General features: G+C 45.1%; 22 protein-coding genes. 11 read left to right on the forward strand and 11 right to left on the reverse strand.

The annotated features are described in order from the left end of the window. Positions 1-49 precede the first annotated feature (49 nt). Together L3V23_RS14115 and tpiA are read right to left on the reverse strand one after the other, a co-directional pair. Positions 50-1,414, reverse strand: a complete 1,365-nt coding sequence (locus L3V23_RS14115) for an MATE family efflux transporter (RefSeq protein WP_102966331.1) — start codon at positions 1,412-1,414, stop codon at positions 50-52. A 135-nt stretch (positions 1,415-1,549) separates the two neighbouring features. Continuing rightward, the gene (gene tpiA / locus L3V23_RS14120) at positions 1,550-2,320 is read right to left on the reverse strand and encodes a triose-phosphate isomerase (protein ID WP_042484993.1); all 771 of its coding nucleotides are present in this window, start codon (positions 2,318-2,320) and stop codon (positions 1,550-1,552) included. A 250-nt stretch (positions 2,321-2,570) separates the two neighbouring features. Between tpiA and L3V23_RS14125 the strand changes: the two genes are divergently transcribed. Together L3V23_RS14125 and L3V23_RS14130 are read left to right on the forward strand one after the other, a co-directional pair. Continuing rightward, complete coding sequence (locus L3V23_RS14125; RefSeq protein ID WP_102953954.1) at positions 2,571-2,921, forward strand: 5-carboxymethyl-2-hydroxymuconate Delta-isomerase; 351 nt, start codon at positions 2,571-2,573, stop codon at positions 2,919-2,921. A 5-nt stretch (positions 2,922-2,926) separates the two neighbouring features. After that, a complete protein-coding gene (locus tag L3V23_RS14130; RefSeq protein ID WP_102962837.1) occupies positions 2,927-3,355 on the forward strand; it encodes a DUF805 domain-containing protein in 429 nt (142 codons plus the stop codon). Between the two features lie 64 nt (positions 3,356-3,419). Here the strand turns inward: L3V23_RS14130 and L3V23_RS14135 are convergent, their stop codons facing one another. Together L3V23_RS14135 and L3V23_RS14140 are read right to left on the reverse strand one after the other, a co-directional pair. After that, entirely contained in the window at positions 3,420-3,767 is a 348-nt protein-coding gene (locus tag L3V23_RS14135) for a DUF3135 domain-containing protein (protein ID WP_042485000.1), read from the reverse strand. A 178-nt stretch (positions 3,768-3,945) separates the two neighbouring features. Continuing rightward, the gene (locus L3V23_RS14140) at positions 3,946-4,563 is read right to left on the reverse strand and encodes a metalloregulator ArsR/SmtB family transcription factor (RefSeq protein WP_042485003.1); all 618 of its coding nucleotides are present in this window, start codon (positions 4,561-4,563) and stop codon (positions 3,946-3,948) included. A gap of 354 nt (positions 4,564-4,917) precedes the next feature. Here L3V23_RS14140 and L3V23_RS14145 point away from each other — a divergent pair, with 354 nt between their 5' ends. The 3 genes from L3V23_RS14145 (at position 4,918) to modF (ending at position 8,605) form a co-directional block, all read left to right on the forward strand. After that, complete coding sequence (locus L3V23_RS14145) at positions 4,918-5,208, forward strand: co-chaperone GroES (RefSeq protein ID WP_042485006.1); 291 nt, start codon at positions 4,918-4,920, stop codon at positions 5,206-5,208. Between the two features lie 85 nt (positions 5,209-5,293). Beyond that, positions 5,294-6,931, forward strand: a complete 1,638-nt coding sequence (groL, locus tag L3V23_RS14150; RefSeq protein WP_042485008.1) for a chaperonin GroEL — start codon at positions 5,294-5,296, stop codon at positions 6,929-6,931. Positions 6,932-7,153: 222 nt separating this feature from the next. Beyond that, on the forward strand, positions 7,154-8,605 hold the full coding sequence (modF, locus tag L3V23_RS14155) for a molybdate ABC transporter ATP-binding protein ModF (protein WP_102966329.1): 1,452 nt from the start codon (positions 7,154-7,156) through the stop codon (positions 8,603-8,605). 42 nt (positions 8,606-8,647) lie between these two features. On the opposite strand, the gene L3V23_RS14160 is transcribed toward modF, so the two are convergent. Together L3V23_RS14160 and epmB are read right to left on the reverse strand one after the other, a co-directional pair. Then, positions 8,648-9,121: an MgtC/SapB family protein gene (locus L3V23_RS14160; RefSeq protein WP_102941215.1), complete on the reverse strand. Its 474-nt coding sequence runs from the start codon at positions 9,119-9,121 to the stop codon at positions 8,648-8,650. A 101-nt stretch (positions 9,122-9,222) separates the two neighbouring features. After that, positions 9,223-10,245, reverse strand: coding sequence for an EF-P beta-lysylation protein EpmB (epmB, locus tag L3V23_RS14165; protein ID WP_042485017.1), 1,023 nt, complete (start codon positions 10,243-10,245; stop codon positions 9,223-9,225). Between the two features lie 31 nt (positions 10,246-10,276). Between epmB and efp the strand changes: the two genes are divergently transcribed. Continuing rightward, the gene (gene efp / locus L3V23_RS14170; protein ID WP_042485020.1) at positions 10,277-10,843 is read left to right on the forward strand and encodes an elongation factor P; all 567 of its coding nucleotides are present in this window, start codon (positions 10,277-10,279) and stop codon (positions 10,841-10,843) included. 132 nt (positions 10,844-10,975) lie between these two features. Here efp and frdD read toward each other — a convergent pair whose 3' ends face one another. Genes frdD through frdA form a run of 4 tightly spaced genes read right to left on the reverse strand, consistent with a single transcriptional unit; the run spans position 10,976 to position 14,313 of the window. After that, positions 10,976-11,344, reverse strand: a complete 369-nt coding sequence (frdD, locus tag L3V23_RS14175) for a fumarate reductase subunit FrdD (protein WP_102953958.1) — start codon at positions 11,342-11,344, stop codon at positions 10,976-10,978. Positions 11,345-11,354: 10 nt separating this feature from the next. Next, complete coding sequence (gene frdC, locus L3V23_RS14180; RefSeq protein WP_042485027.1) at positions 11,355-11,738, reverse strand: fumarate reductase subunit FrdC; 384 nt, start codon at positions 11,736-11,738, stop codon at positions 11,355-11,357. A gap of 2 nt (positions 11,739-11,740) precedes the next feature. Then, a complete protein-coding gene (locus tag L3V23_RS14185) occupies positions 11,741-12,499 on the reverse strand; it encodes a succinate dehydrogenase/fumarate reductase iron-sulfur subunit (protein WP_042485030.1) in 759 nt (252 codons plus the stop codon). Next, the gene (gene frdA, locus L3V23_RS14190) at positions 12,496-14,313 is read right to left on the reverse strand and encodes a fumarate reductase (quinol) flavoprotein subunit (protein WP_102953960.1); all 1,818 of its coding nucleotides are present in this window, start codon (positions 14,311-14,313) and stop codon (positions 12,496-12,498) included. Before frdA ends, L3V23_RS14185 begins: the two co-directional genes overlap by 4 nt. 306 nt (positions 14,314-14,619) lie before the next feature. Here frdA and epmA point away from each other — a divergent pair, with 306 nt between their 5' ends. From epmA to cysE, 5 genes are all read left to right on the forward strand, one after another. Beyond that, positions 14,620-15,594: an elongation factor P--(R)-beta-lysine ligase gene (epmA, locus tag L3V23_RS14195; RefSeq protein ID WP_102966328.1), complete on the forward strand. Its 975-nt coding sequence runs from the start codon at positions 14,620-14,622 to the stop codon at positions 15,592-15,594. A 161-nt stretch (positions 15,595-15,755) separates the two neighbouring features. After that, entirely contained in the window at positions 15,756-16,190 is a 435-nt protein-coding gene (locus tag L3V23_RS14200; RefSeq protein WP_042485040.1) for a rhodanese-like domain-containing protein, read from the forward strand. 163 nt (positions 16,191-16,353) lie between these two features. Further along, positions 16,354-16,827: a protein-export chaperone SecB gene (gene secB, locus L3V23_RS14205; protein WP_042485043.1), complete on the forward strand. Its 474-nt coding sequence runs from the start codon at positions 16,354-16,356 to the stop codon at positions 16,825-16,827. A gap of 187 nt (positions 16,828-17,014) precedes the next feature. Next, entirely contained in the window at positions 17,015-18,049 is a 1,035-nt protein-coding gene (gene gpsA, locus L3V23_RS14210; protein ID WP_042485046.1) for an NAD(P)H-dependent glycerol-3-phosphate dehydrogenase, read from the forward strand. A gap of 84 nt (positions 18,050-18,133) precedes the next feature. Further along, a complete protein-coding gene (gene cysE / locus L3V23_RS14215; RefSeq protein ID WP_102966327.1) occupies positions 18,134-18,955 on the forward strand; it encodes a serine O-acetyltransferase in 822 nt (273 codons plus the stop codon). A 93-nt stretch (positions 18,956-19,048) separates the two neighbouring features. Here cysE and L3V23_RS14220 read toward each other — a convergent pair whose 3' ends face one another. Continuing rightward, the gene (locus L3V23_RS14220; RefSeq protein WP_042485053.1) at positions 19,049-19,588 is read right to left on the reverse strand and encodes a PadR family transcriptional regulator; all 540 of its coding nucleotides are present in this window, start codon (positions 19,586-19,588) and stop codon (positions 19,049-19,051) included. Between the last annotated feature and the right edge of the window lie 24 nt (positions 19,589-19,612).

Here is a 19,612-nt window from a genome sequence, read left to right on the forward strand (position 1 = left end):
TGCATCGGCTTTGTTGTTTTACCGCTGAGCCTAACGGCGATAAAAGATTTTAAGACGCTGAGTTTTCGCTTGGCGAAGCTTCAACGCAATGCGTTTTTCTCAGCCAAAGCGCGTAGAGATAGCCCAGTAATCCACCCGCAATGTTCCCTGCCGCAATCCCGATAAATAGCCCTTCAATGCCATAAATTTCAGAACCTATCCAAGCTACTGGAAGTGTGAACACAAACAGACGCATAAAACTCCACTGGAATGCTTTAATTGGTAGATGAAGAGCATTGAGGGCAGAGATAAGCATCATAACCACCCCTTGGAAGCCGTAACTGAAAGGGACTACGAGCAGGTAGTGCCAAAGCAAATCCTGAACCGCTGCTTCTTGAGAAAACAGTTTTGAAAGTGGAATGCTTAGCGGCACCATCATGACAAATATCATTAACTGGAAAAGCAGAGAAAACCGCAGACTGATGAATAGTCCAGCGAAACTTCGAGTGGGGTTATTCGCACCTAGATTCTGCGCCATAAAAGGCGTCAGAGAAGAAGTCAGAGACATCAACACCAGAATCAGAATCGATTCAATTCTCTGCGCTGCACCGTAAGCCGCCACAGCCGCTGTACCATGGCTAGAAAGCATCATCATGAGTAATGCCCCAGAGATTGGATTCATCGCTGTTGAGAGCGCAGCAGGCGTACCTATCTTTAAGATTTGATTCCAATCCTTGTACAAACTCGGGAAGTGCGGAACAGCGAGTAATTTCACTCGTTTAATCAGTACATAGAAAGAGCAAATCAGAGCGCCCAGCCAAGAAAACGCACTTGAAATGGCAGCACCTTGGATTCCTAACTCAGGAAACGGGCCATAGCCAAAAATAAGCATAGGGTCTAATACGCCGTTGATTATGCCTGCCAACATCATGATCTTCGCCGGTGTTTTGGTATCACCTGTTGCTCGGATTACGCTGTTCCCTGTCATAGGAACAACTAAAAGAGGAATCGTGAGATACCACACCTGCATATATTGCTCGATAAGCGGGATAAGCTCTTGCTTTGCCCCGAGTAATAAGAACAGCGGCTCTATGGTGATAAAACCAATTGAAGAGGCGACGATAACCAAGACGACAGCTAGCAAAATGCCGTGACTGGAGAAGTGGGCGGCATTGTTTTCAGAGCCTTGGCCGAGTAATCGTCCGATATTGGTGGATAAGCCAATACCGATGCCCATGGTAATACAGTTGACGACAAAGGTGACCGGAAAGGTATAGCTGATCGCAGCCAGCGCTTCTGTACCCAGTAAGGAGATAAAAAAGGTATCGACCAGGTTGAACATCAGTATTGCAACTAAGCCGAATATCATCGGTACCGTCATTTGACGCAATACAGTGGGAATGGGCGCAGAAAGCAGGCCGTGTTTATCGTGCATAAAGACAACAGGTTGGCGATAAAGTAGTTGCTAGAATACTCTATCTTGGCGTTATGGACTACCCAGTCCGGTTGCGTGTTGCGGGGATATGAAAAAGGCCAGCAATGCTGGCCTTAGATATTTTTAAAGCTTTGATTAAGCTTTTGCTGCCGCTGCTGCTTTAGCAATTGCTGCGAAGCTCTTAGCATCTAGAGATGCACCACCAACTAGAGCACCGTCGATGTCTGGTTGAGAGAAGTAAGCTTCAGCGTTTTCTGGCTTAACAGAACCGCCGTATTGGATTATTACTTGTTCAGCTACTGCTGCATCTTTCGCTGCGATTAGCGCGCGGATAGAAGCGTGGATGCGTTGTGCATCTTCTGCAGTTGCTGCTTTACCAGTACCGATAGCCCAGATTGGTTCGTAAGCGATGATTGCACCGTTTAGCGCTTCAACACCGTATGCATCGATAACAGCATTGATTTGACGAGCACATACAGCTTCAGTTTCGCCAGCTTCGTTTTGCGCTTCAGATTCACCGATACAGAAAACAGGTTTTAGGCCGTTCTCTTTTAGGAATGCGAATTTCTTAGCGATGAACTCATCAGATTCGTTGTGGTATTCACGACGCTCTGAGTGACCGATGATGATGTGTGTAGCACCGAAATCTTTCAGCATCGCTGGAGACATATCACCAGTGAAAGCACCACTGTTGTTTAGGTCAGTGTTTTGTGCACCTAGGATGATTTTGTTTCCACCTTCAGCGATTAGACGCTCAGCTAGATCGATGTAAAGCGCTGGTGGAGCGATAGCTACGTCAACACCCGTTACACCTTCAAGTTCAGCATTAAGGCCATTTAGCAGCTCAGTTACCATTGCTTTGCTGCCATTTAGTTTCCAGTTACCCATTACGACAGGACGACGCATAGAAAGATCTCCAATATCTAAAAAATGAAAGTCTATAAAAATATAAACGAAATGTGATTGCGACAGAATATAGCAGATAAAATTTAGCAAATCATGACTAGGGTCATGACTTTCTTGGATCTTGATAACTGCTTAGACCTCATTCGCCGTGATCCCTCTGACATAATCAGCGGTCTATACTCGGTTTTTACCCGTTACCTTGTTATTACTGAGTGTCAATTATAGTGGAAGATAAACAAAGGAAGTGACTATGCCCAATTTAGTGCTGGAGTACTCCAACTCCGCTGAAGAGCGAATAAATGTTCAGGGACTGCTTGAAGATTTACATCAAGTAGCATTAAACAGCGGACTTTTTGAGACAAGCTCAGTAAAATCTCGCACTTTACGATGTCACCATTGGTTGGTGGGTGATGTCGCGGATAGCGAAGATTTTATCCATGTTCAATTTGAGTTGCTTGAGGGCAGAACTCCTGCGCAAAAACGAGAATTATCACAACAACTCATGGATGTGCTGGTATCTCAGGCGAGTCATATCTACAGTTTGACGGTAGATGTTCGTGATATGGATAAAGACTACTTTATGAAAGTCATTAACGGGTAACACTGATGCCAATAACCACTTTACTTTTTTCCTTCCAAGGCCGAATAGGACGCCAGACTTATTGGATTTGGAACTGTTGCTACTATGCCATGATTCTTGGCTTTGTTGTCGGTGTGAATCGGCTTTTTCCGGGATTGGCTTCGCTGATTTTACCGGTTTTTCTACTGCTGATATTGATTCCTGATTTAGCGATCACGGCGAAGCGTTGGCATGACAGAGACAAAAATAGTTGGTGGTTACTGCTGAATATTCCTTTGGTTATTGGCCGTATGAGTGTGCCTGTTGGCGCTAACGCTCTAACTGCCAATGAACCCATGTTGTATGAAACTATTATTTCTGTCGCCGCATTGATTTGTGGCAGTTGGATTCTGATTGAGTGTGGCTTTATGAAAGGCACCAATGGTGACAACCGATTTGGCAAAGAGCCTGTTTAGTTTCAGCTGGAATAAACAACAAAAGGGAGCATAGGCTCCCTTTTATATTCTTAGTGTTTGGTTTTTAGCGCCATTCTTCATCACTGTTGCGTCTGAAAGGAATGACAACAGCCTGTTGTTGAGAAACTTCGCCTTCTAAGGCATCACGGAATTTCACCATTTGAATGGTCATTTCCCGCATCAAAATGACGTTAATGTGATTAGGGTTTTTGCACTGGCTTACAACTAAATCAATGTGACTTTGTTGTGCCCGTAATCTCTGTTGCATGTTCAGTGAAGCTGACGAAATCATCTCTTCACACATTTGGCGTTTGAATTGAGAGAAAGCCTCCGGATTTTGCTTTGCCAACGCAACGAGTTCGTCAAATGGAGGAAGTTCTTGTTGATATGGTTGCGACTGAGGTTGGGGCATAAAAGGCTCCTCTTCGATTCCCAACCCATTGAACCGCTGTGATGACCGATATGAGGGCAGGGAGAACAAATTAGTGATGAAATAATCAACACTATAAGCTTAAGCGAGGATTTTTAGCGTGGTGCGGGGAAAATCCCAATTCTCGAATTTAAGACAGATTTGCCAGTGTGAGCAGTCACTATGCTTTGGTGATGAGATACGTACAGCGACGTTCACCTTGGATAATATGCTCTTGGCGATCGACCTGATAATCATGGCCTAACAAGTGCTGGAATATATTGAGTTCAGATTGACACAGATTTGGACAACGAGTTGCTGCTTTGCAGATAGGGCAATGGTTTTCAATCAGCATAAAACCGTGCTCTGTTGTTTCAAGCTCAGCCATGTAACCTTCCCGCTCACGTAAGGTGACGAGAGCGTTCAGTTTTTCTTCGATATCCGTGAGATCAGCCAGCGCTTTTTTATACGTTGATAAGGTTTGAGCTTCGCGCTCTGCTGCAACTTTAGCGAGCCCTTCTTTGCCAAAGATATGCTCGACTGCATCCATCACCTGAATAGTGAGTTCACTGTGTCTGTCGGCAAATTGATCGTGGCCTTGTTTGGTTAAGGACCAGTGGCGAGTGGGGCGACCGACTTTGACTTTCACATCATGAAACGACAAGATTCCGTCTTCTTCCAAACTTTGCAGATGTTGACGAGCGCCCATTGTGGTAATGGAAAGATCATCAGCAAGCTGTTTGGCAGTAACGGCACCTTCGCGTTTGATGGTGTGCAAAATCCTATCGATAGTTTTCATTATTTCCCTCTCTAGACACTGCTTATTATGAATTCAGTTCTTAATAAAGCAAATTATTTACTATGCTCCTGACTTCTATGCTCTCGACTTAGGCTGATTTGGCTGGTCATTGCTCTCGGTTGTTTTCATCTGCCCGTTTTTATCGCAGGGAATGTCTTATCGGGTGCCAGCACCAAGTTGAGTTAGAGTACTTCTCTATTGAATCGTTAATTTCGTCACATTTTTTTCGCGTTTGCCCCTTGGGTTATCATCGAGTATCCCCCACATATCATTCACAAGCTGTTTGGGTCTGGTGACCCATTTACTAATCAGTGTTTATTAACCAAATGGAAATCTAATCAGGAGAGACGACCGATGAATATTCGTCCATTACATGATCGAGTTATCGTTGAACGCCAAGAAGTTGAATCTAAGTCTGCTGGTGGCATTGTTCTTACTGGTTCTGCTGCGGAAAAATCAACGCGCGGTAAAGTGCTTGCTGTCGGTAAAGGCCGCATTCTAGAAAACGGTACAGTTCTTCCACTGGACGTAAAAGTTGGCGATTCTGTGATTTTTGCTGAAAGCTACGGCACTAAATCAGAAAAGATCGACGGCAAAGAAGTTCTTATTCTGTCTGAAAGCGACATTCTAGCAATCGTTGAGTAATTGCTCTGAGCTCTTATGTTCCCAAAAGAACTAAAAGTTCGCTCTATCATTTATCAATAAACGAATTCTTAAGAGGAAATACAACATGGCTGCTAAAGACGTAAAATTTGGCAATGACGCACGTGTAAAAATGCTGGAAGGTGTAAACATTCTAGCTGACGCTGTAAAAGTAACTCTTGGCCCTAAAGGTCGTAACGTAGTTCTAGACAAATCTTTCGGTGCACCAACTATCACTAAAGATGGTGTATCTGTTGCTCGTGAAATTGAATTGGAAGACAAGTTCCAAAACATGGGCGCACAAATGGTTAAAGAAGTTGCATCTCAAGCAAACGATGCAGCGGGTGACGGTACAACAACAGCAACTGTACTAGCACAATCTATCGTTAATGAAGGTCTTAAAGCAGTAGCTGCGGGTATGAACCCAATGGATCTTAAACGCGGTATTGATAAAGCAGTAGTAGCAGCCGTTGAACAGCTTAAAGCACTATCAGTACCATGTGCTGATACTAAGGCGATTGCACAAGTAGGTACTATCTCTGCTAACTCAGACTCAAGTGTGGGTAACATCATTGCTGAAGCAATGGAAAAAGTAGGCCGCGACGGTGTTATCACTGTTGAAGAAGGTCAAGCTCTTCAAGACGAACTAGACGTTGTTGAAGGCATGCAATTCGACCGTGGTTACCTATCTCCATACTTCATCAACAACCAAGAATCGGGCAGTGTTGACCTAGACAACCCATTCATCCTATTGGTTGATAAGAAAGTATCTAACATCCGTGAACTTCTTCCAGTTCTTGAAGGTGTTGCAAAAGCTTCACGTCCACTGCTAATCGTAGCGGAAGACGTTGAAGGTGAAGCACTAGCAACGCTAGTTGTGAACAACATGCGTGGTATTGTGAAAGTGGCAGCGGTTAAAGCTCCAGGTTTCGGTGACCGTCGTAAAGCTATGCTACAAGACATTGCTATCCTAACTGGTGGTACTGTGATTTCTGAAGAAATCGGTCTTGAGCTAGAGAAAGCGACACTAGAAGATCTAGGTCAAGCTAAGCGTGTCGCTATCACTAAAGAAAACACTACTATTATCGACGGTGCTGGCGAAGAAGACGCGATCAAAGGTCGTGTATCTCAAATTCGTCAACAAATCGAAGAAGCAACTTCTGACTACGACAAAGAGAAACTACAAGAGCGCGTTGCTAAGCTAGCAGGCGGTGTTGCAGTAATCAAAGTTGGTGCAGCAACTGAAGTTGAAATGAAAGAGAAGAAAGACCGCGTAGAAGACGCTCTACACGCGACTCGTGCAGCGGTTGAAGAAGGTGTTGTAGCTGGTGGTGGTGTTGCACTTATCCGCGCAGCTTCAATGCTAACTGACCTTACTGGTGACAACGAAGAGCAAAACGTGGGTATCCGCGTAGCACTTCGTGCAATGGAAGCACCAATTCGTCAAATCGTGAAAAACGCAGGTGATGAAGAATCTGTGGTTGCGAACAACGTTAAAGGCGGCGAAGGTAACTACGGTTACAACGCGGCAACTGGCGTGTACGGCGATATGATCGAAATGGGTATCCTAGATCCAACTAAAGTAACTCGTAGCGCACTACAGTTCGCAGCGTCAGTTGCTGGTCTAATGATCACAACAGAAGCGATGGTAACTGAGAAGCCTAAGTCAGACGGTCCAGCGATGCCAGATATGGGTGGCATGGGCGGTATGGGTGGAATGATGTAATTCCCCTTATGCTGACGAGACCTCATAGTTAGGTCGAGCATAAACCTCTTGAAGGCAGAACGTGTTTTACATGTTCTGCCTTTTTTATTGGACTCCGTTCCATTAAACAGTCGTTTTAGTCGCTTCGCATCTGCCGCTTTCACTCACTCAGACTATCGGATAGCTAGAAATTCGTCGCTAAGTTATGCACTATGAAGATTGGTTTTCCATGGAAGGTTACTAATGCAAATTCAGCAGCTTAAACATCAAACAGAATCAGTATCTTTGGTTATAGATAATTGGCAGTTACAAGCCGGAGAACATTGGGGCATGTTTTCAACTCATAGTCATGCGGCGTCGCTACTGGTGCGAGTGTTGAGTGGCGAGTTGCAACCTCAGCAAGGTGAGGTCTCTGATCTTCCTGAAAAAGTTGCCTGTGTCTCTTTGCATGAGCAGCAACGATTGCTGGATTTAGAGCTGGAAAAAGATGATACCGATTTTATGGATCGTATTGACTACGGTTCAACGGTGGAAGAGCTGGTGGCAGAAGCGGGTTGTACTGGTGATGAACTTGAGTCGTTATTAGCGACAACGGATTTATTAGCCATCAGAGCTCGTGGGTTTCGTCAGCTTTCCACAGGAGAAACTCGCCGAGTGATGCTCGCCCGTGCGCTCGCGTTGAAGCCACAAATGATGATCTTAGATGAGCCTTATTCCGGCTTAGACATTGCGCACCGACAGCACCTTTCCGAGCTGTTACAACAGTGTGCGAACCATATTCAACTGGTCATCATTACATCCCGTGAAGACGAGTTACCATCATTTATCACGCATGTAGCCTTGTTCGACGAGCAAAAACTTGCTCAAACATTAAGTCGTGAAGAGTGGCTGAACCATCCTGTGATGGCGCAGATGCTGGCGTTATCTGAGCAAAAGAGTGATGCGATGTTCGATCTTCTGCAAGCTCACCAGTCACAGCATCAGTACCCAAATCCGTTGGTCATTATGAATGACGTCACGGTGGAATATGTGGATGCCAAAATCTTTTCAGGCGTGAATTGGCAGATTGAGCAAGGGCAGCATTGGCAAGTTCGAGGTCCTAACGGCTGCGGGAAAAGCACGCTACTTGGACTAATTCTTGGCGATCATCCTCAGTGTTACAGCAATGATGTGACGGTATTGGGCATGAAACGAGGTAGCGGTGAAACTATCTGGGATGTGAAACGTCACATTGGTGTGGTTTCTTCAGCTTTGCATCTTCAATATCGAGTCAATTGTACCGCTCTCGAAGTGTTGATTTCCGGATTCTACGACTCAATAGGTCTCTATCAGCAGCCGAGTAAGAAAGAGATTCTGTATGCGCGCGAGTGGTTGCAGCTGTTAGAAATGAGTCAGTTTGAAAAAGTGGGTTTTAGAAATCTGGACTACGGACAGCAGCGACTGCTGTTAATTGGTCGAGCCTTAATTAAGCAGCCCGCGCTGCTGATTTTGGATGAACCTTATCAAGGGTTGGACTTCCTCAACCGCAAGTTAGTGTTCAGAGCGCTAAATCGCATCGCTTCTGCAAATATCAGCCAATTGCTATATGTGACTCATCATGAAGAAGACGCGCTAGACGCAATCCATCACTTTGTGGATTTTGTTGCCCAACAAGGTGAGGGATACCGAGTCAACATTTACTCGAATCAGCCATAACTCCCAGAAAAAAAGCGTTGCCAGAGCAACGCTTTTCAATGGTTAGTGACGACGTCTGAGTTTCTGGTGTACGCCACGACGCAGACTGTGGAAGGTGTTTTCTGCCTTATCGACGCCGTAAAGCACACTAAGTGCAAGAAAAGTAATGACGACGGACTGTGTTAAATAGCCCAAACCGATCATTAACCCTAAGGCTGCCAATACCCAGATAACTGCCGCAGAGGTAACGCCGTGAATTTTTCCATCCAACGTCATCATTACCCCCGCACCTAAAAAGCCGACACCAGTGATGATTTGCCCAAGCACGCGAGCTTGGTCAAGGGTGTTCGGGGACAGAGATACCGCCATCGCCATGAAAAAGTAAGTGCCGGAAATAATCAGTATTGAGGTGCGGATACCTACAGGCTTTCCTCGGGTTTGACGCTCAATACCGATAAGTAAGCCGTTGATCATACAGCAAAGCAAAGCGGACCATTGGAATGGCCCAAGATCAAAAATAGAATCTAAAGTTAGCATGACAGCCTCAATGCATAGGCGTGAAGAAGCGCAGTATGCAGCGAATCTGGCTTGCGATCTAACAAAAGCTTTTATGGGCTAGATAATCAATATCTATAGAACTACTCAAGATGCAAATCGAGCGGCGTTTTACTGCTTCTTCCACCAATTTCACGGGTGAGCTTAGGTACTAAATAACCCGAGACACGTTCAATGACTCCGGCCATGATGGTTTTTGCCGTGTGATCATCAATAAAGAAGTGAGCCGCACCCTGCACTTTGTCCAAAACATGGATGTAGTACGGCAATATTCCAGCATCAAACAGGCTTTCACTGAGATTTACCTGAGCTTCTACCGAGTCGTTCACCCCTTTTAGCATCACTCCCTGATTGAGTAGGGTCACGTTAATGGCACGCAGGCGAGCCATTTGTTGCTTTAGCTCAAGGTTGATTTCATTAGCGTGATTGATGTGAGTAACTAGTATCACTTGCAATCGGGTCTGGGCCAGTGTGTCTACCAGCTCATCGGTAATACGCGCAGGGATAACCACAGGCAGGCGAGAGTGGATGCGCAGACGCTTGATGTGAGAGATCGCTGCGATCTTGTCGATCAGCCAAGTCAGTTCGTGATCTTTTGCCATTAACGGATCACCGCCAGAGAGAATGACTTCATTCAGTTCAGGATGCTTGGCAATGTAATCCAAGCTCTGCTGCCAAACCGATTTGGTGCCTTTGTTATCTTCGTAAGGAAAATGACGACGGAAACAGTAACGACAGTTAATAGCACAGCCGCCTTTCACGATCATGAGCGCGCGGTTCCGGTATTTATGCAGTAATCCGGGGATATCGTTGTTCTGCTCTGAAAGTGGGTCGTTTGAATAACCTTGGTGTACTTCAAACTCTTCGCTCAATGGCAAAACTTGGCGCAGCAAAGGATCGTGCGGGTTGCCTTTTTCCATTCTGCTGACGAAACTTTGCGGTACACGCTGAGCAAATAATTTGCGCGCAGCAAACCCGTCCTGCCAAGGCGTAGGATCAATACCCAGCTCGTTGAGCAATTGAGTGGGATCTGAGATAGCATTTGCTAGTTGTTTGATCCAGTTTTGCTCAACAGAATCGACTTTTCGGGTTATGATGTGCGGCATTAATTTTAACTCGAAGAATGTAAGAGGAAATATGGCTACTGTTAGCACGAATGAATTTAAAGGCGGTCTTAAAATTATGCTTGATAATGAGCCTTGTGTCATTCTCGAAAACGAGTATGTAAAACCGGGCAAAGGTCAGGCTTTCAACCGTGTAAAAATCCGTAAACTGCTTTCTGGCAAAGTTCTAGAGAAAACTTTTAAGTCTGGTGACTCTGTAGAAACTGCGGACGTAGTAGATATCGACCTAGATTATCTATATTCAGATGGCGAATTCTACCACTTTATGAACAACACCACGTTCGAACAAATTGCAGCAGACGTTGCAGCTGTTGGCGAAAACGCTAAGTGGTTGGTAGAAAACAATACTTGTACTCTGACACTTTGGAACGGTAACCCAATTTCTGTTACTCCACCAAACTTCGTAGAGTTAGAAGTGACTGAAACAGATCCAGGTCTGAAAGGCGATACTCAAGGCACTGGCGGTAAACCAGCAACGTTAGCAACAGGTGCTGTTGTACGTGTACCTCTATTCATCCAAATCGGTGAAGTAGTGAAAGTGGATACTCGTAGTGGCGAATACGTAAGCCGCGTGAAGTAAGTATTGCTGTAGTTTGTACGGAAATTTCTAGTACAAATTATTGAATACAAAAAAAGACCAGCTATCTCAGCTGGTCTTTTTTTGTATGTGTTATATCTGGCTCTTGGTTTCAATAAGTCAGCTATATTTCCACTACAGCATTAGCATTCCAATAAACACGACTGCAAGCAGTGTGATGAATCCGGCAAATGCATAACAGGCAATTTTGCCGATAATACCAGTGTGGAATTTTAGGTCGTGCATACCGTGGTGAACACGGTGCATCGCGTGCCACATTGGTAGTGCTAGAGTACCAATAATGAACAGCGCGCCAATAATATTAGTCGCAAAGCCGGTGACACGTTCGTAGCTCAGTGCGTCAGCATCAATAATGCCTAGCGGAACCAAGATACCTAATACGAACACAGTGATCGGGGTAATCATAGCGAACCAAGTGCCGCCAGCACCAAACAGTCCCCACCATACAGGTTCATCTGAACGTTTTGGATTGGTATTAATCACAATAAGCTCCTTACACCACAATCAGAACAATGAGAGAGATGAAGGCAACTGCGGCCCACTGACTCAATACGATGATTTTCTTATCCAACAATTTGCCTTTGATGCGAATTGGCATTACTTGCGGCATCATGCTGAAGAAGGTTTGTGCATGAAATAGGCTACCTGCCAGCGCAACAATATTGATTGCGATAACGACCGGATTTGCCATAAATGCAAGCCAAGTGTTCCAAGCTTCAGGGCCTTTAACTAATGCACCCAAACCTGCGGTCAGGAACAAGGTGAAAAGAATGAGCGGTAGAACAGTTGCTTCACGTACCATGTAAAAGCGATAGAAAGGATGATCTTTCCACCAAGTACGTTTCATCTGACGAACATAAGGTTTACGGTTACTCATCCTTAGCCCTCCACTTTGTTTGTTGAACCGTCTGGTTTCAACATTGCAATCACGAAGTCCATTGACGATTCCACTTTACCTTGGTTTACCGCCGCCGCAGGGTCGACATGTTTAGGACATACTTCAGAGCAGTAACCCACAAAAGTACAACCCCATGCGCCATTCTCGCCATTGATAAGCTTCATACGTTCTGCTTTACCATTGTCACGAGAATCTAGGTTATAACGATGAGCCAATGTCAGCGCCGCAGGACCGATAAACTCTGGGTTAAGACCAAACTGTGGACACGCTGCATAACACAGACCACAGTTAATACAGCCAGCGAACTGTTTGTATTTTGCCATCTGCTCAGGTGTCTGGTTGTTTGGACCATCTTCAGGTGTACGGTCATTACCGATAATGTAAGGTTTGATCGCTTCTAGACGTTCGATAAACGGAGTCATATCGACAATCAAATCTTTTTCAATCGGGAAGTTCGCTAGCGGCTCGATTTTTAAGCCATTCGGGTAGTCACGAAGGAAGCTCTTACACGCCAGTTTTGGCACGCCGTTGACCATAATGCCGCATGAACCACAAATCGCCATTCGACAAGACCAGCGGTATGAAAGCTCTTTATCTAAGTTGTCTTTCACATAACCGATAGCATCTAGTACTGACATGGTTTCGTCAAAAGGCACTTCAAACTTTTGTAGATAAGGTTCAGCATCTCTCGCTGGGTCGTAGCGTAAGATCTCTACTTTTTGAATACGATTCGCCATTATTCTTGATCCTCCGCACTTGCACCTGCTTCTTGCGCCGCTTCTGCAGCTGCGGCTTTTTCTGCAGCTTCACCGTAGAGTCGTGCTTTAGGTTGAGACTTAGTGATGGTCACAGGGCTGTAATCAATTTTCGGCGCATCGCCATTTTGATAGAACGCAAGTGAGTGTTTTAGGAAGTTCTCATCATCACGTTCGGTACAACCGTTATCTAAACGCTGGTGGGCACCGCGAGATTCTTTACGCAGCAATGCTGAGTGAACCATCGCTTCTGCTACTTCTAAACCGTAGCCAACTTCAATCGCATAAAGCAGGTCAGTGTTGAATACTTTACCTTTATCTTTGATGCTGATTTTCTTGTAGCGCTCTTTAAGCTCGGTAAGTTTATCGATGGTTTCTTGCATCAAGTCTTCTTGACGGTAGATACCACAACCCGCTTCCATGGTATGACCCATTTCAGTGCGGATATCTGCCCAGTTTTCATCGCCTTCTTGGTTTAGCAGTGCTTGAATACGAGCTTCAACGGCTTTCACTTGTTCATCGATAGCTTTGTCGTTCCAGCCTTTGAATTCTTGCGCGCGTTTCACAGCATGTTCGCCTGCAACTCGACCAAATACCACGAATTCTGCCAGTGAGTTAGAACCAAGACGGTTTGCACCGTGAAGACCTACAGATGCACACTCACCCACGGCAAACAGACCGTTAATACGAGTTTCACATTGACCATTGGTTTCAATACCACCCATGGTGTAGTGCACTGTTGGGCGAATTGGAATTGGCTCTTTCGCTGGGTCTACGTTTACATAGGCTTTTGCCAGTTCACAAATGAATGGCAGACGCTCTTGCAGGTACTCTTCGCCTAAATGGCGTAAGTCGAGATGCACAACATCACCGAGTGGGTGTTTGATGGTGTTGCCTTTTTGCTGTTCGTGCCAGAATGCTTGTGAAACTTTGTCGCGAGGACCCAGTTCCATGTATTTGTTTTTCGGCTGACCCACAGGTGTCTCTGGACCCATGCCGTAATCTTGCAGGTAACGGTAGCCGTTCTTATTGACGATGATACCGCCTTCACCACGACAACCTTCGGTCATTAGAATACCAGTACCCGGTAGACCTGTTGGGTGGTATTGAACGAATTCCATGTCACGCAGTGGCACACCATGGCGATACGCCATTGCCATACCGTCGCCAGTTACAATGCCACCATTAGTGTTACAGTGATAAACACGGCCTGCGCCACCCGTTGCTAATACAACTGATTTCGCTTTGATAAGGACTAATTCACCCTCAGACATATGAATGGCAACTAGCCCTTGAACTTCACCATCAACAACCAATAGATCGACAACAAAATACTCATCAAATCGTTTGATTTGAGGATACTTAATTGAAGTTTGGAAGAGTGTATGTAGCATGTGGAAGCCAGTTTTGTCGGCCGCAAACCAAGTACGCTCGACTTTCATACCGCCAAAACGACGAACGTTAACTTCGCCATTTTCTTTACGGCTCCATGGGCAACCCCATTGCTCCATTTGAATCATTTCGCGAGTGGAATTTTTCACAAAATATTCCACAACATCCTGTTCACATAGCCAGTCGCCCCCGCCAACGGTGTCGTTGAAGTGGTTGTCTAGGCTGTCTTCTTCCTTGATAACTGCTGCGGAACCGCCCTCAGCGGCTACCGTGTGAGAACGCATCGGATAAACTTTAGATATCAGGGCAACTTCTAGGTTCGGGTTCGCTTCAGCTGCTGCAATTGCAGTACGAAGACCCGCACCACCTGCGCCGATGACTGCGATATCTGTGGTAATTGTCTGCACAGTTATCCTCCAGTGTATTGTATGTTGATGATGAGCTATGGTGCTCATTCCTCGTTATATTGGGGGGTTGTTCGTTGAACGCTAAAGGATTGCCGCGCCTCCGAATCAAACCAAATCCACTTATAAAGTGGTAGACCCAGTTTAGGAGAGGTCAGAGAGGAAAAAATTGATTCTGTTGGGTTTTTGCTTAGGTAGTGCAAACATAAGCATACAAATTTTATCTTGTGTGATTGGCATCACGTTTGGGTTTTGTATTTTGATCCGAAAAGGTAAAATCTATTCAATCCTGATTAAGTGAATAACCAAATGAATAAGTCCGATTGGATGCCAACAGCATCAATAGAGCAACTTAAGCAACGTGCACAGCTCTTAACGTCAATACGTCATTTCTTTGCGCAGAGAGATGTGCTGGAAGTCGACACCCCTGCAATGAGTCACGCTACGGTGACGGATATCCACTTGCATACCTTTCAAACGGAGTTCGTCGGTCCGGAGTATGCTAAAGGAAGTCGACTGCATCTTATGACAAGTCCTGAATTCCACATGAAGCGATTATTGGCGGCAGGAAGTGGCTCTATTTATCAAATCAACAAAGCGTTCCGTAACGAAGAGAATGGTCGTTATCACAACCCTGAGTTCACTATGCTGGAGTGGTATCGTGTTGGATTTAACCATCATGATTTGATGGATGAAATGGATGACCTGTTGCAAATGGTATTAAAAGTGAGCGCTGCAGAGCGTATGACATACCAAAATGCATTTTTAACAGTGTTAAAGGTTTGTCCGCTTGAAGGTTCTATGGTTGAGCTGAAAAAAGTGGCTGCGCGATTAGGCTTAAGTGATATCGCTGAGCCAGAAGAAGACAGAGACACTTTGTTGCAGCTTCTGTTCAGTATTGGTGTTGAACCGCACATTGGGCAGCAAGTACCAGTATTTGTTTACGACTTCCCTGCATCTCAAGCAGCATTAGCGAAAATTAACCCGCACGATCCTAGAGTTGCAGACCGTTTTGAGGTCTATTTTAAAGGGATTGAACTGGCGAATGGATTCCATGAGCTGGACAACGCGAAAGAACAGTTAGCGCGTTTTGAGCAAGATAACCGTAAGCGTTTGCAGATGGGGCTGGAGGAACAACCTATCGATTATCACTTGATAGCCGCTCTTGAGTCGGGGCTGCCAGAATGCGCAGGTGTTGCTTTAGGTATTGATCGTTTGATTATGTTGGCATTGGGTGAAGACCATATTGATAAAGTGACAGCATTTCCCTTCCCACGAGCGTAGTTTGCTTCATATTGCCTTAAATGTGGGGAAAGAAGCTGAAACCATGACACATGCCAAGGATTATACGTGGTAACTACTCGCCTCAGGCGTTTAACCTCGTTATACTCCTTGTCTGATTTTGAACCACCATTTTTTGATATACAACGGTAAGAGCGCAGGACATGCAAGAATACATTCAGTTTTTCCAACAAAATATGATCCTATCACTAGCTTGGGTCGGTATTTTAGTTGCATTGATTTTCAATATTTATAAATCAGCAACAGCAACATACAAAGAGCTCACAGCACCACAAGTGACTCAGCTTTTAAACCGCGAGAATGGTGTTGTTGTCGATATTCGTGCGAAAGACGAATTCAAACGTGGTCACATTACTGACGCACTTCACATTTTGCCGACTGATATCAAAGCGAATAACTTTGGTGCGCTTGAAAGTCATAAATCTGACCCAATCATTGTGGTATGTAAGATGGGACAAACTGCTCGTGAAAGTGCAGATTTACTTACTAAAGCTGGTTTTGAGAACGTCAGTGTTCTTAAAAACGGTATTACAGGCTGGGTTGATGCAAAACTTCCGCTTGTTCGTGGTAAGAAATAACGCCCATAACCGATTTGAAATGCTGTCTAAAAAGGCAGCATTTGATTGAAAGAGATGTGATGTTTTCCACGTATTGGTGTCTCAGCCTCGTGATTCAGAACGTTCTCGGTTAGTCTCAAGGTATCAACCTTGACCGGAATTTATCAGTATTAAGGATTCAAAAATGGCTGAAGCAGCAACACAAGACGCACAACAAAACTTCGCAATTCAACGTATTTTCCTAAAAGATGTTTCTTTTGAAGCGCCAAACTCTCCAGTAATGTTCCAAAAAGAGTGGAACCCAGATGTAAAACTGGACCTAGACACTCAAAGCCGTGAACTGGGTGAAGGCGTTTACGAAGTTGTTCTACGTTTAACAGTAACCGTTAAGAATGCTGAAGAAACAGCTTTCCTATGTGAAGTTCAACAGGGTGGTATTTTTACTGTTGAGAATATGGATGCAGGTCAGCTAGCTCATTGTCTAGGTGCATTCTGCCCGAACATTCTATTCCCATATGCGCGTGAAACTATCTCTAGCCTAGTGGTTAAAGGTACGTTCCCACAATTGAACCTAGCACCAGTTAACTTTGATGCATTGTTCATGAACTACCTACAACAGCAAGCCGCTGGTCAAGGTACAGAAAGCGCTGAAGCTTAAGGCGATAGCGGTTTAAATATGTAGCCATTCGTGGCAATGAATGCACAGCGTACTTAATGAGTACTATGTGCATTTTTATTTTGACCCAAACTCAGCCAAATCATTAACTTGTTCCTAAGTAGGATTGGCATATTGAACTTTGGGTATAAAATTAGTGTTAACAAACGATTATTCATCGGGCGGAACAATGACAGACGCACAAGTAAATAATGCTTACGGTAAAACGGTATCCATGACAGTTATTGGTGCCGGCTCTTACGGAACCTCGCTAGCAATTTCATTAGCACGTAATGGCGCTAACATTGTTCTTTGGGGGCACGAAGAAGAGCATATGGCTAAATTACAGGCTGATCGCGCTAACCAAGCGTTTTTACCGGGTATTGATTTCCCTGACTCTTTGATTGTTGAATCTGATTTGAAAAAAGCGGTGGAAGCGTGTCGTGATCTGCTGGTGGTTGTGCCGAGCCATGTGTTTGGTATCGTACTGAAAAGTTTGAAACCGTATTTGCGTCCTGACACTCGACTTTGTTGGGCGACGAAAGGCTTGGAACCAGAAACAGGCAGACTGCTACAAGATGTCGCTAATGATGTGATTGGTGACTCTCACTCATTGGCAGTGTTATCTGGGCCAACGTTTGCCAAAGAATTGGCAATGGGCATGCCGACAGCAATTTCAGTGGCGTCCCCAGATGCGCAGTTCGTGAAAGATCTGCAAGAGAAAATCCACTGTAGTAAAACTTTCCGAGTCTATGCAAACAGCGACTTTATTGGCATGCAGCTTGGCGGCGCAGTGAAGAACGTTATTGCGATTGGTGCGGGGATGTCTGATGGTATTGGCTTTGGTGCCAATGCGCGTACAGCACTGATTACTCGTGGCCTTGCTGAAATGACTCGCCTAGGTATTGCGTTAGGCGCTGAAGCTGAAACCTTTATGGGTATGGCTGGTTTAGGTGACTTAGTGTTGACCTGTACTGATAACCAGTCACGAAATCGTCGCTTTGGTTTGGCTTTAGGCCAAGGCAAAGATGTCGATACTGCCCAGGTGGAAATAGGTCAAGTTGTTGAAGGTTATAGAAATACCCAAGAAGTGTGGGCGCTAGCTCAGCGTATTGGTATTGAAATGCCTATAGTTGAACAAATTTATCAAGTATTGTATCAAGGGAAGGATGCACGCTTAGCCGCACAAGATTTGCTTGCGCGAGACAAAAAAGCGGAACGTTAACCTTGTATCATAAGTCAGGATCTCACTCGATATTACAATAAATACAGACCTGACTTTGAATGAACGTCCGGGACACATAAACCAATGAAATTGTGCGAAAAAGAGAAAGTTTGGCAGACCATCGTTAAGGAAGCTCGCGAACAGTCTGAACAGGAGCCAATGCTCGCCAGTTTCTATCATGCAACCATCATTAAGCATGATAGTTTGGCTTCTGCATTGAGCTACATTCTTGCGAATAAATTAAACACTTCTTCAATGCCTGCCATGGCAGTGCGTGAAGTAGTTGAAGAAGCCTTTGCGGCGGATCCTAGTATTACGGAAGCAGCTGCGTGTGATATTTGCGCGACGGTTAACCGTGACCCAGCGGTGTCGATGTACTCAATGCCCCTGCTTTACCTCAAAGGTTATCATGCTTTGCAAGGATACCGCGTTGCCAACTGGCTTTGGAAACAAGGCCGTGTGGCGCTGGCTACTTACCTGCAAAACCAAATTTCGGTTGCTTGCCAAGTGGATATCCATCCGGCTGCGCGTATTGGCCGAGGCATCATGCTTGACCACGCAACAGGGATTGTCATTGGTGAAACGGCTGTGGTTGAAAACGACGTTTCTATTCTTCAAGACGTGACCCTTGGTGGTACAGGTAAAGAGTGTGGTGACCGCCATCCGAAAATTCGTGAAGGTGTGATGATTGGTGCTGGTGCCAAGATTCTGGGCAACATTGAAGTGGGCGAAGGGGCGAAAATTGGCTCGTGCTCTGTGGTACTGCAAGCTGTTCCTCCGCACACGACAGTGGCTGGTGTTCCAGCACGTATCGTAGGACGCCCGCGTTCTGAGAAACCATCCTTCGATATGGATCAGCAGTTTAACGGTCGCGTGCAGACATTTACAGGTGGCGACGGCATTTAGCTCGTGGCGTAAACAGAAAAACAAAAAGGGATAATGCTGAGCATTATCCCTTTTCTTTATCTCGTAAAGCAGATTAAGTATGACGCTGGCGTATTAGCCAATAGCATCAAGCTCAGCCATGACTTCTTCTGCCCACTCAATCCAAGTTTGACGAAGAAGTAGATTACGACGCAGCGTCAAACGCTCTAAACGTTGCTGTTTATCTAGTACCGCAGGTGTAGCGTAGTAGGCAGCTTCGATTTCTTGATAGTGTGCAACTAGTTTGCGAGACTCTTCAACCAGTTCACCTAGTTGAGATCTAAAAGGTGCTGATGGTTGAACCGAGCAAGCAATAAGCTTTGCACTAAATTCATCTCGTACCGTAGGGTGAGCTGTTGGTTGCTCAAACCAATCGCCCAATGCGCTACGTCCAGAATCTGTAATTGAATAGACTTTTCTATCTGGTTTACCTTCTTGCGGCTCCAAAACACAAGTGACCAAACCTTGTTGGCCCATTTTGTTTAGTTCGCGGTAAACTTGTTGATGACTGGCTTTCCAGAAGTAACCAATACTTGCTGAAAACTCTTTAGTGATGTCGTATCCCGTCGCATCACGTGTGCTAAGAACAGTGAGAATTACGTGTGGTAATGACATGTCTTTTTATCCAAATTGGTTAAG

Source organism: Vibrio sp. A1-b2, from assembly GCF_021726015.1.
GTDB lineage: Bacteria > Pseudomonadota > Gammaproteobacteria > Enterobacterales > Vibrionaceae > Vibrio > Vibrio diazotrophicus.

Bases quoted from the DNA above. Each gene is read 5' to 3' on its own strand.
- L3V23_RS14115 (WP_102966331.1), bottom strand. From the start codon at position 1,414: ATGCACGATAAACACGGCCTGCTTTCTGCGCCCATTCCCACTGTATTG.
- tpiA (WP_042484993.1), bottom strand. From the start codon at position 2,320: ATGCGTCGTCCTGTCGTAATGGGTAACTGGAAACTAAATGGCAGCAAA.
- L3V23_RS14125 (WP_102953954.1), top strand. From the start codon at position 2,571: ATGCCCAATTTAGTGCTGGAGTACTCCAACTCCGCTGAAGAGCGAATA.
- L3V23_RS14130 (WP_102962837.1), top strand. From the start codon at position 2,927: ATGCCAATAACCACTTTACTTTTTTCCTTCCAAGGCCGAATAGGACGC.
- L3V23_RS14135 (WP_042485000.1), bottom strand. From the start codon at position 3,767: ATGCCCCAACCTCAGTCGCAACCATATCAACAAGAACTTCCTCCATTT.
- L3V23_RS14140 (WP_042485003.1), bottom strand. From the start codon at position 4,563: ATGAAAACTATCGATAGGATTTTGCACACCATCAAACGCGAAGGTGCC.
- L3V23_RS14145 (WP_042485006.1), top strand. From the start codon at position 4,918: ATGAATATTCGTCCATTACATGATCGAGTTATCGTTGAACGCCAAGAA.
- groL (WP_042485008.1), top strand. From the start codon at position 5,294: ATGGCTGCTAAAGACGTAAAATTTGGCAATGACGCACGTGTAAAAATG.
- modF (WP_102966329.1), top strand. From the start codon at position 7,154: ATGCAAATTCAGCAGCTTAAACATCAAACAGAATCAGTATCTTTGGTT.
- L3V23_RS14160 (WP_102941215.1), bottom strand. From the start codon at position 9,121: ATGCTAACTTTAGATTCTATTTTTGATCTTGGGCCATTCCAATGGTCC.
- epmB (WP_042485017.1), bottom strand. From the start codon at position 10,245: ATGCCGCACATCATAACCCGAAAAGTCGATTCTGTTGAGCAAAACTGG.
- efp (WP_042485020.1), top strand. From the start codon at position 10,277: ATGGCTACTGTTAGCACGAATGAATTTAAAGGCGGTCTTAAAATTATG.
- frdC (WP_042485027.1), bottom strand. From the start codon at position 11,738: ATGAGTAACCGTAAACCTTATGTTCGTCAGATGAAACGTACTTGGTGG.
- epmA (WP_102966328.1), top strand. From the start codon at position 14,620: ATGAATAAGTCCGATTGGATGCCAACAGCATCAATAGAGCAACTTAAG.
- L3V23_RS14200 (WP_042485040.1), top strand. From the start codon at position 15,756: ATGCAAGAATACATTCAGTTTTTCCAACAAAATATGATCCTATCACTA.
- secB (WP_042485043.1), top strand. From the start codon at position 16,354: ATGGCTGAAGCAGCAACACAAGACGCACAACAAAACTTCGCAATTCAA.
- gpsA (WP_042485046.1), top strand. From the start codon at position 17,015: ATGACAGACGCACAAGTAAATAATGCTTACGGTAAAACGGTATCCATG.
- cysE (WP_102966327.1), top strand. From the start codon at position 18,134: ATGAAATTGTGCGAAAAAGAGAAAGTTTGGCAGACCATCGTTAAGGAA.
- L3V23_RS14220 (WP_042485053.1), bottom strand. From the start codon at position 19,588: ATGTCATTACCACACGTAATTCTCACTGTTCTTAGCACACGTGATGCG.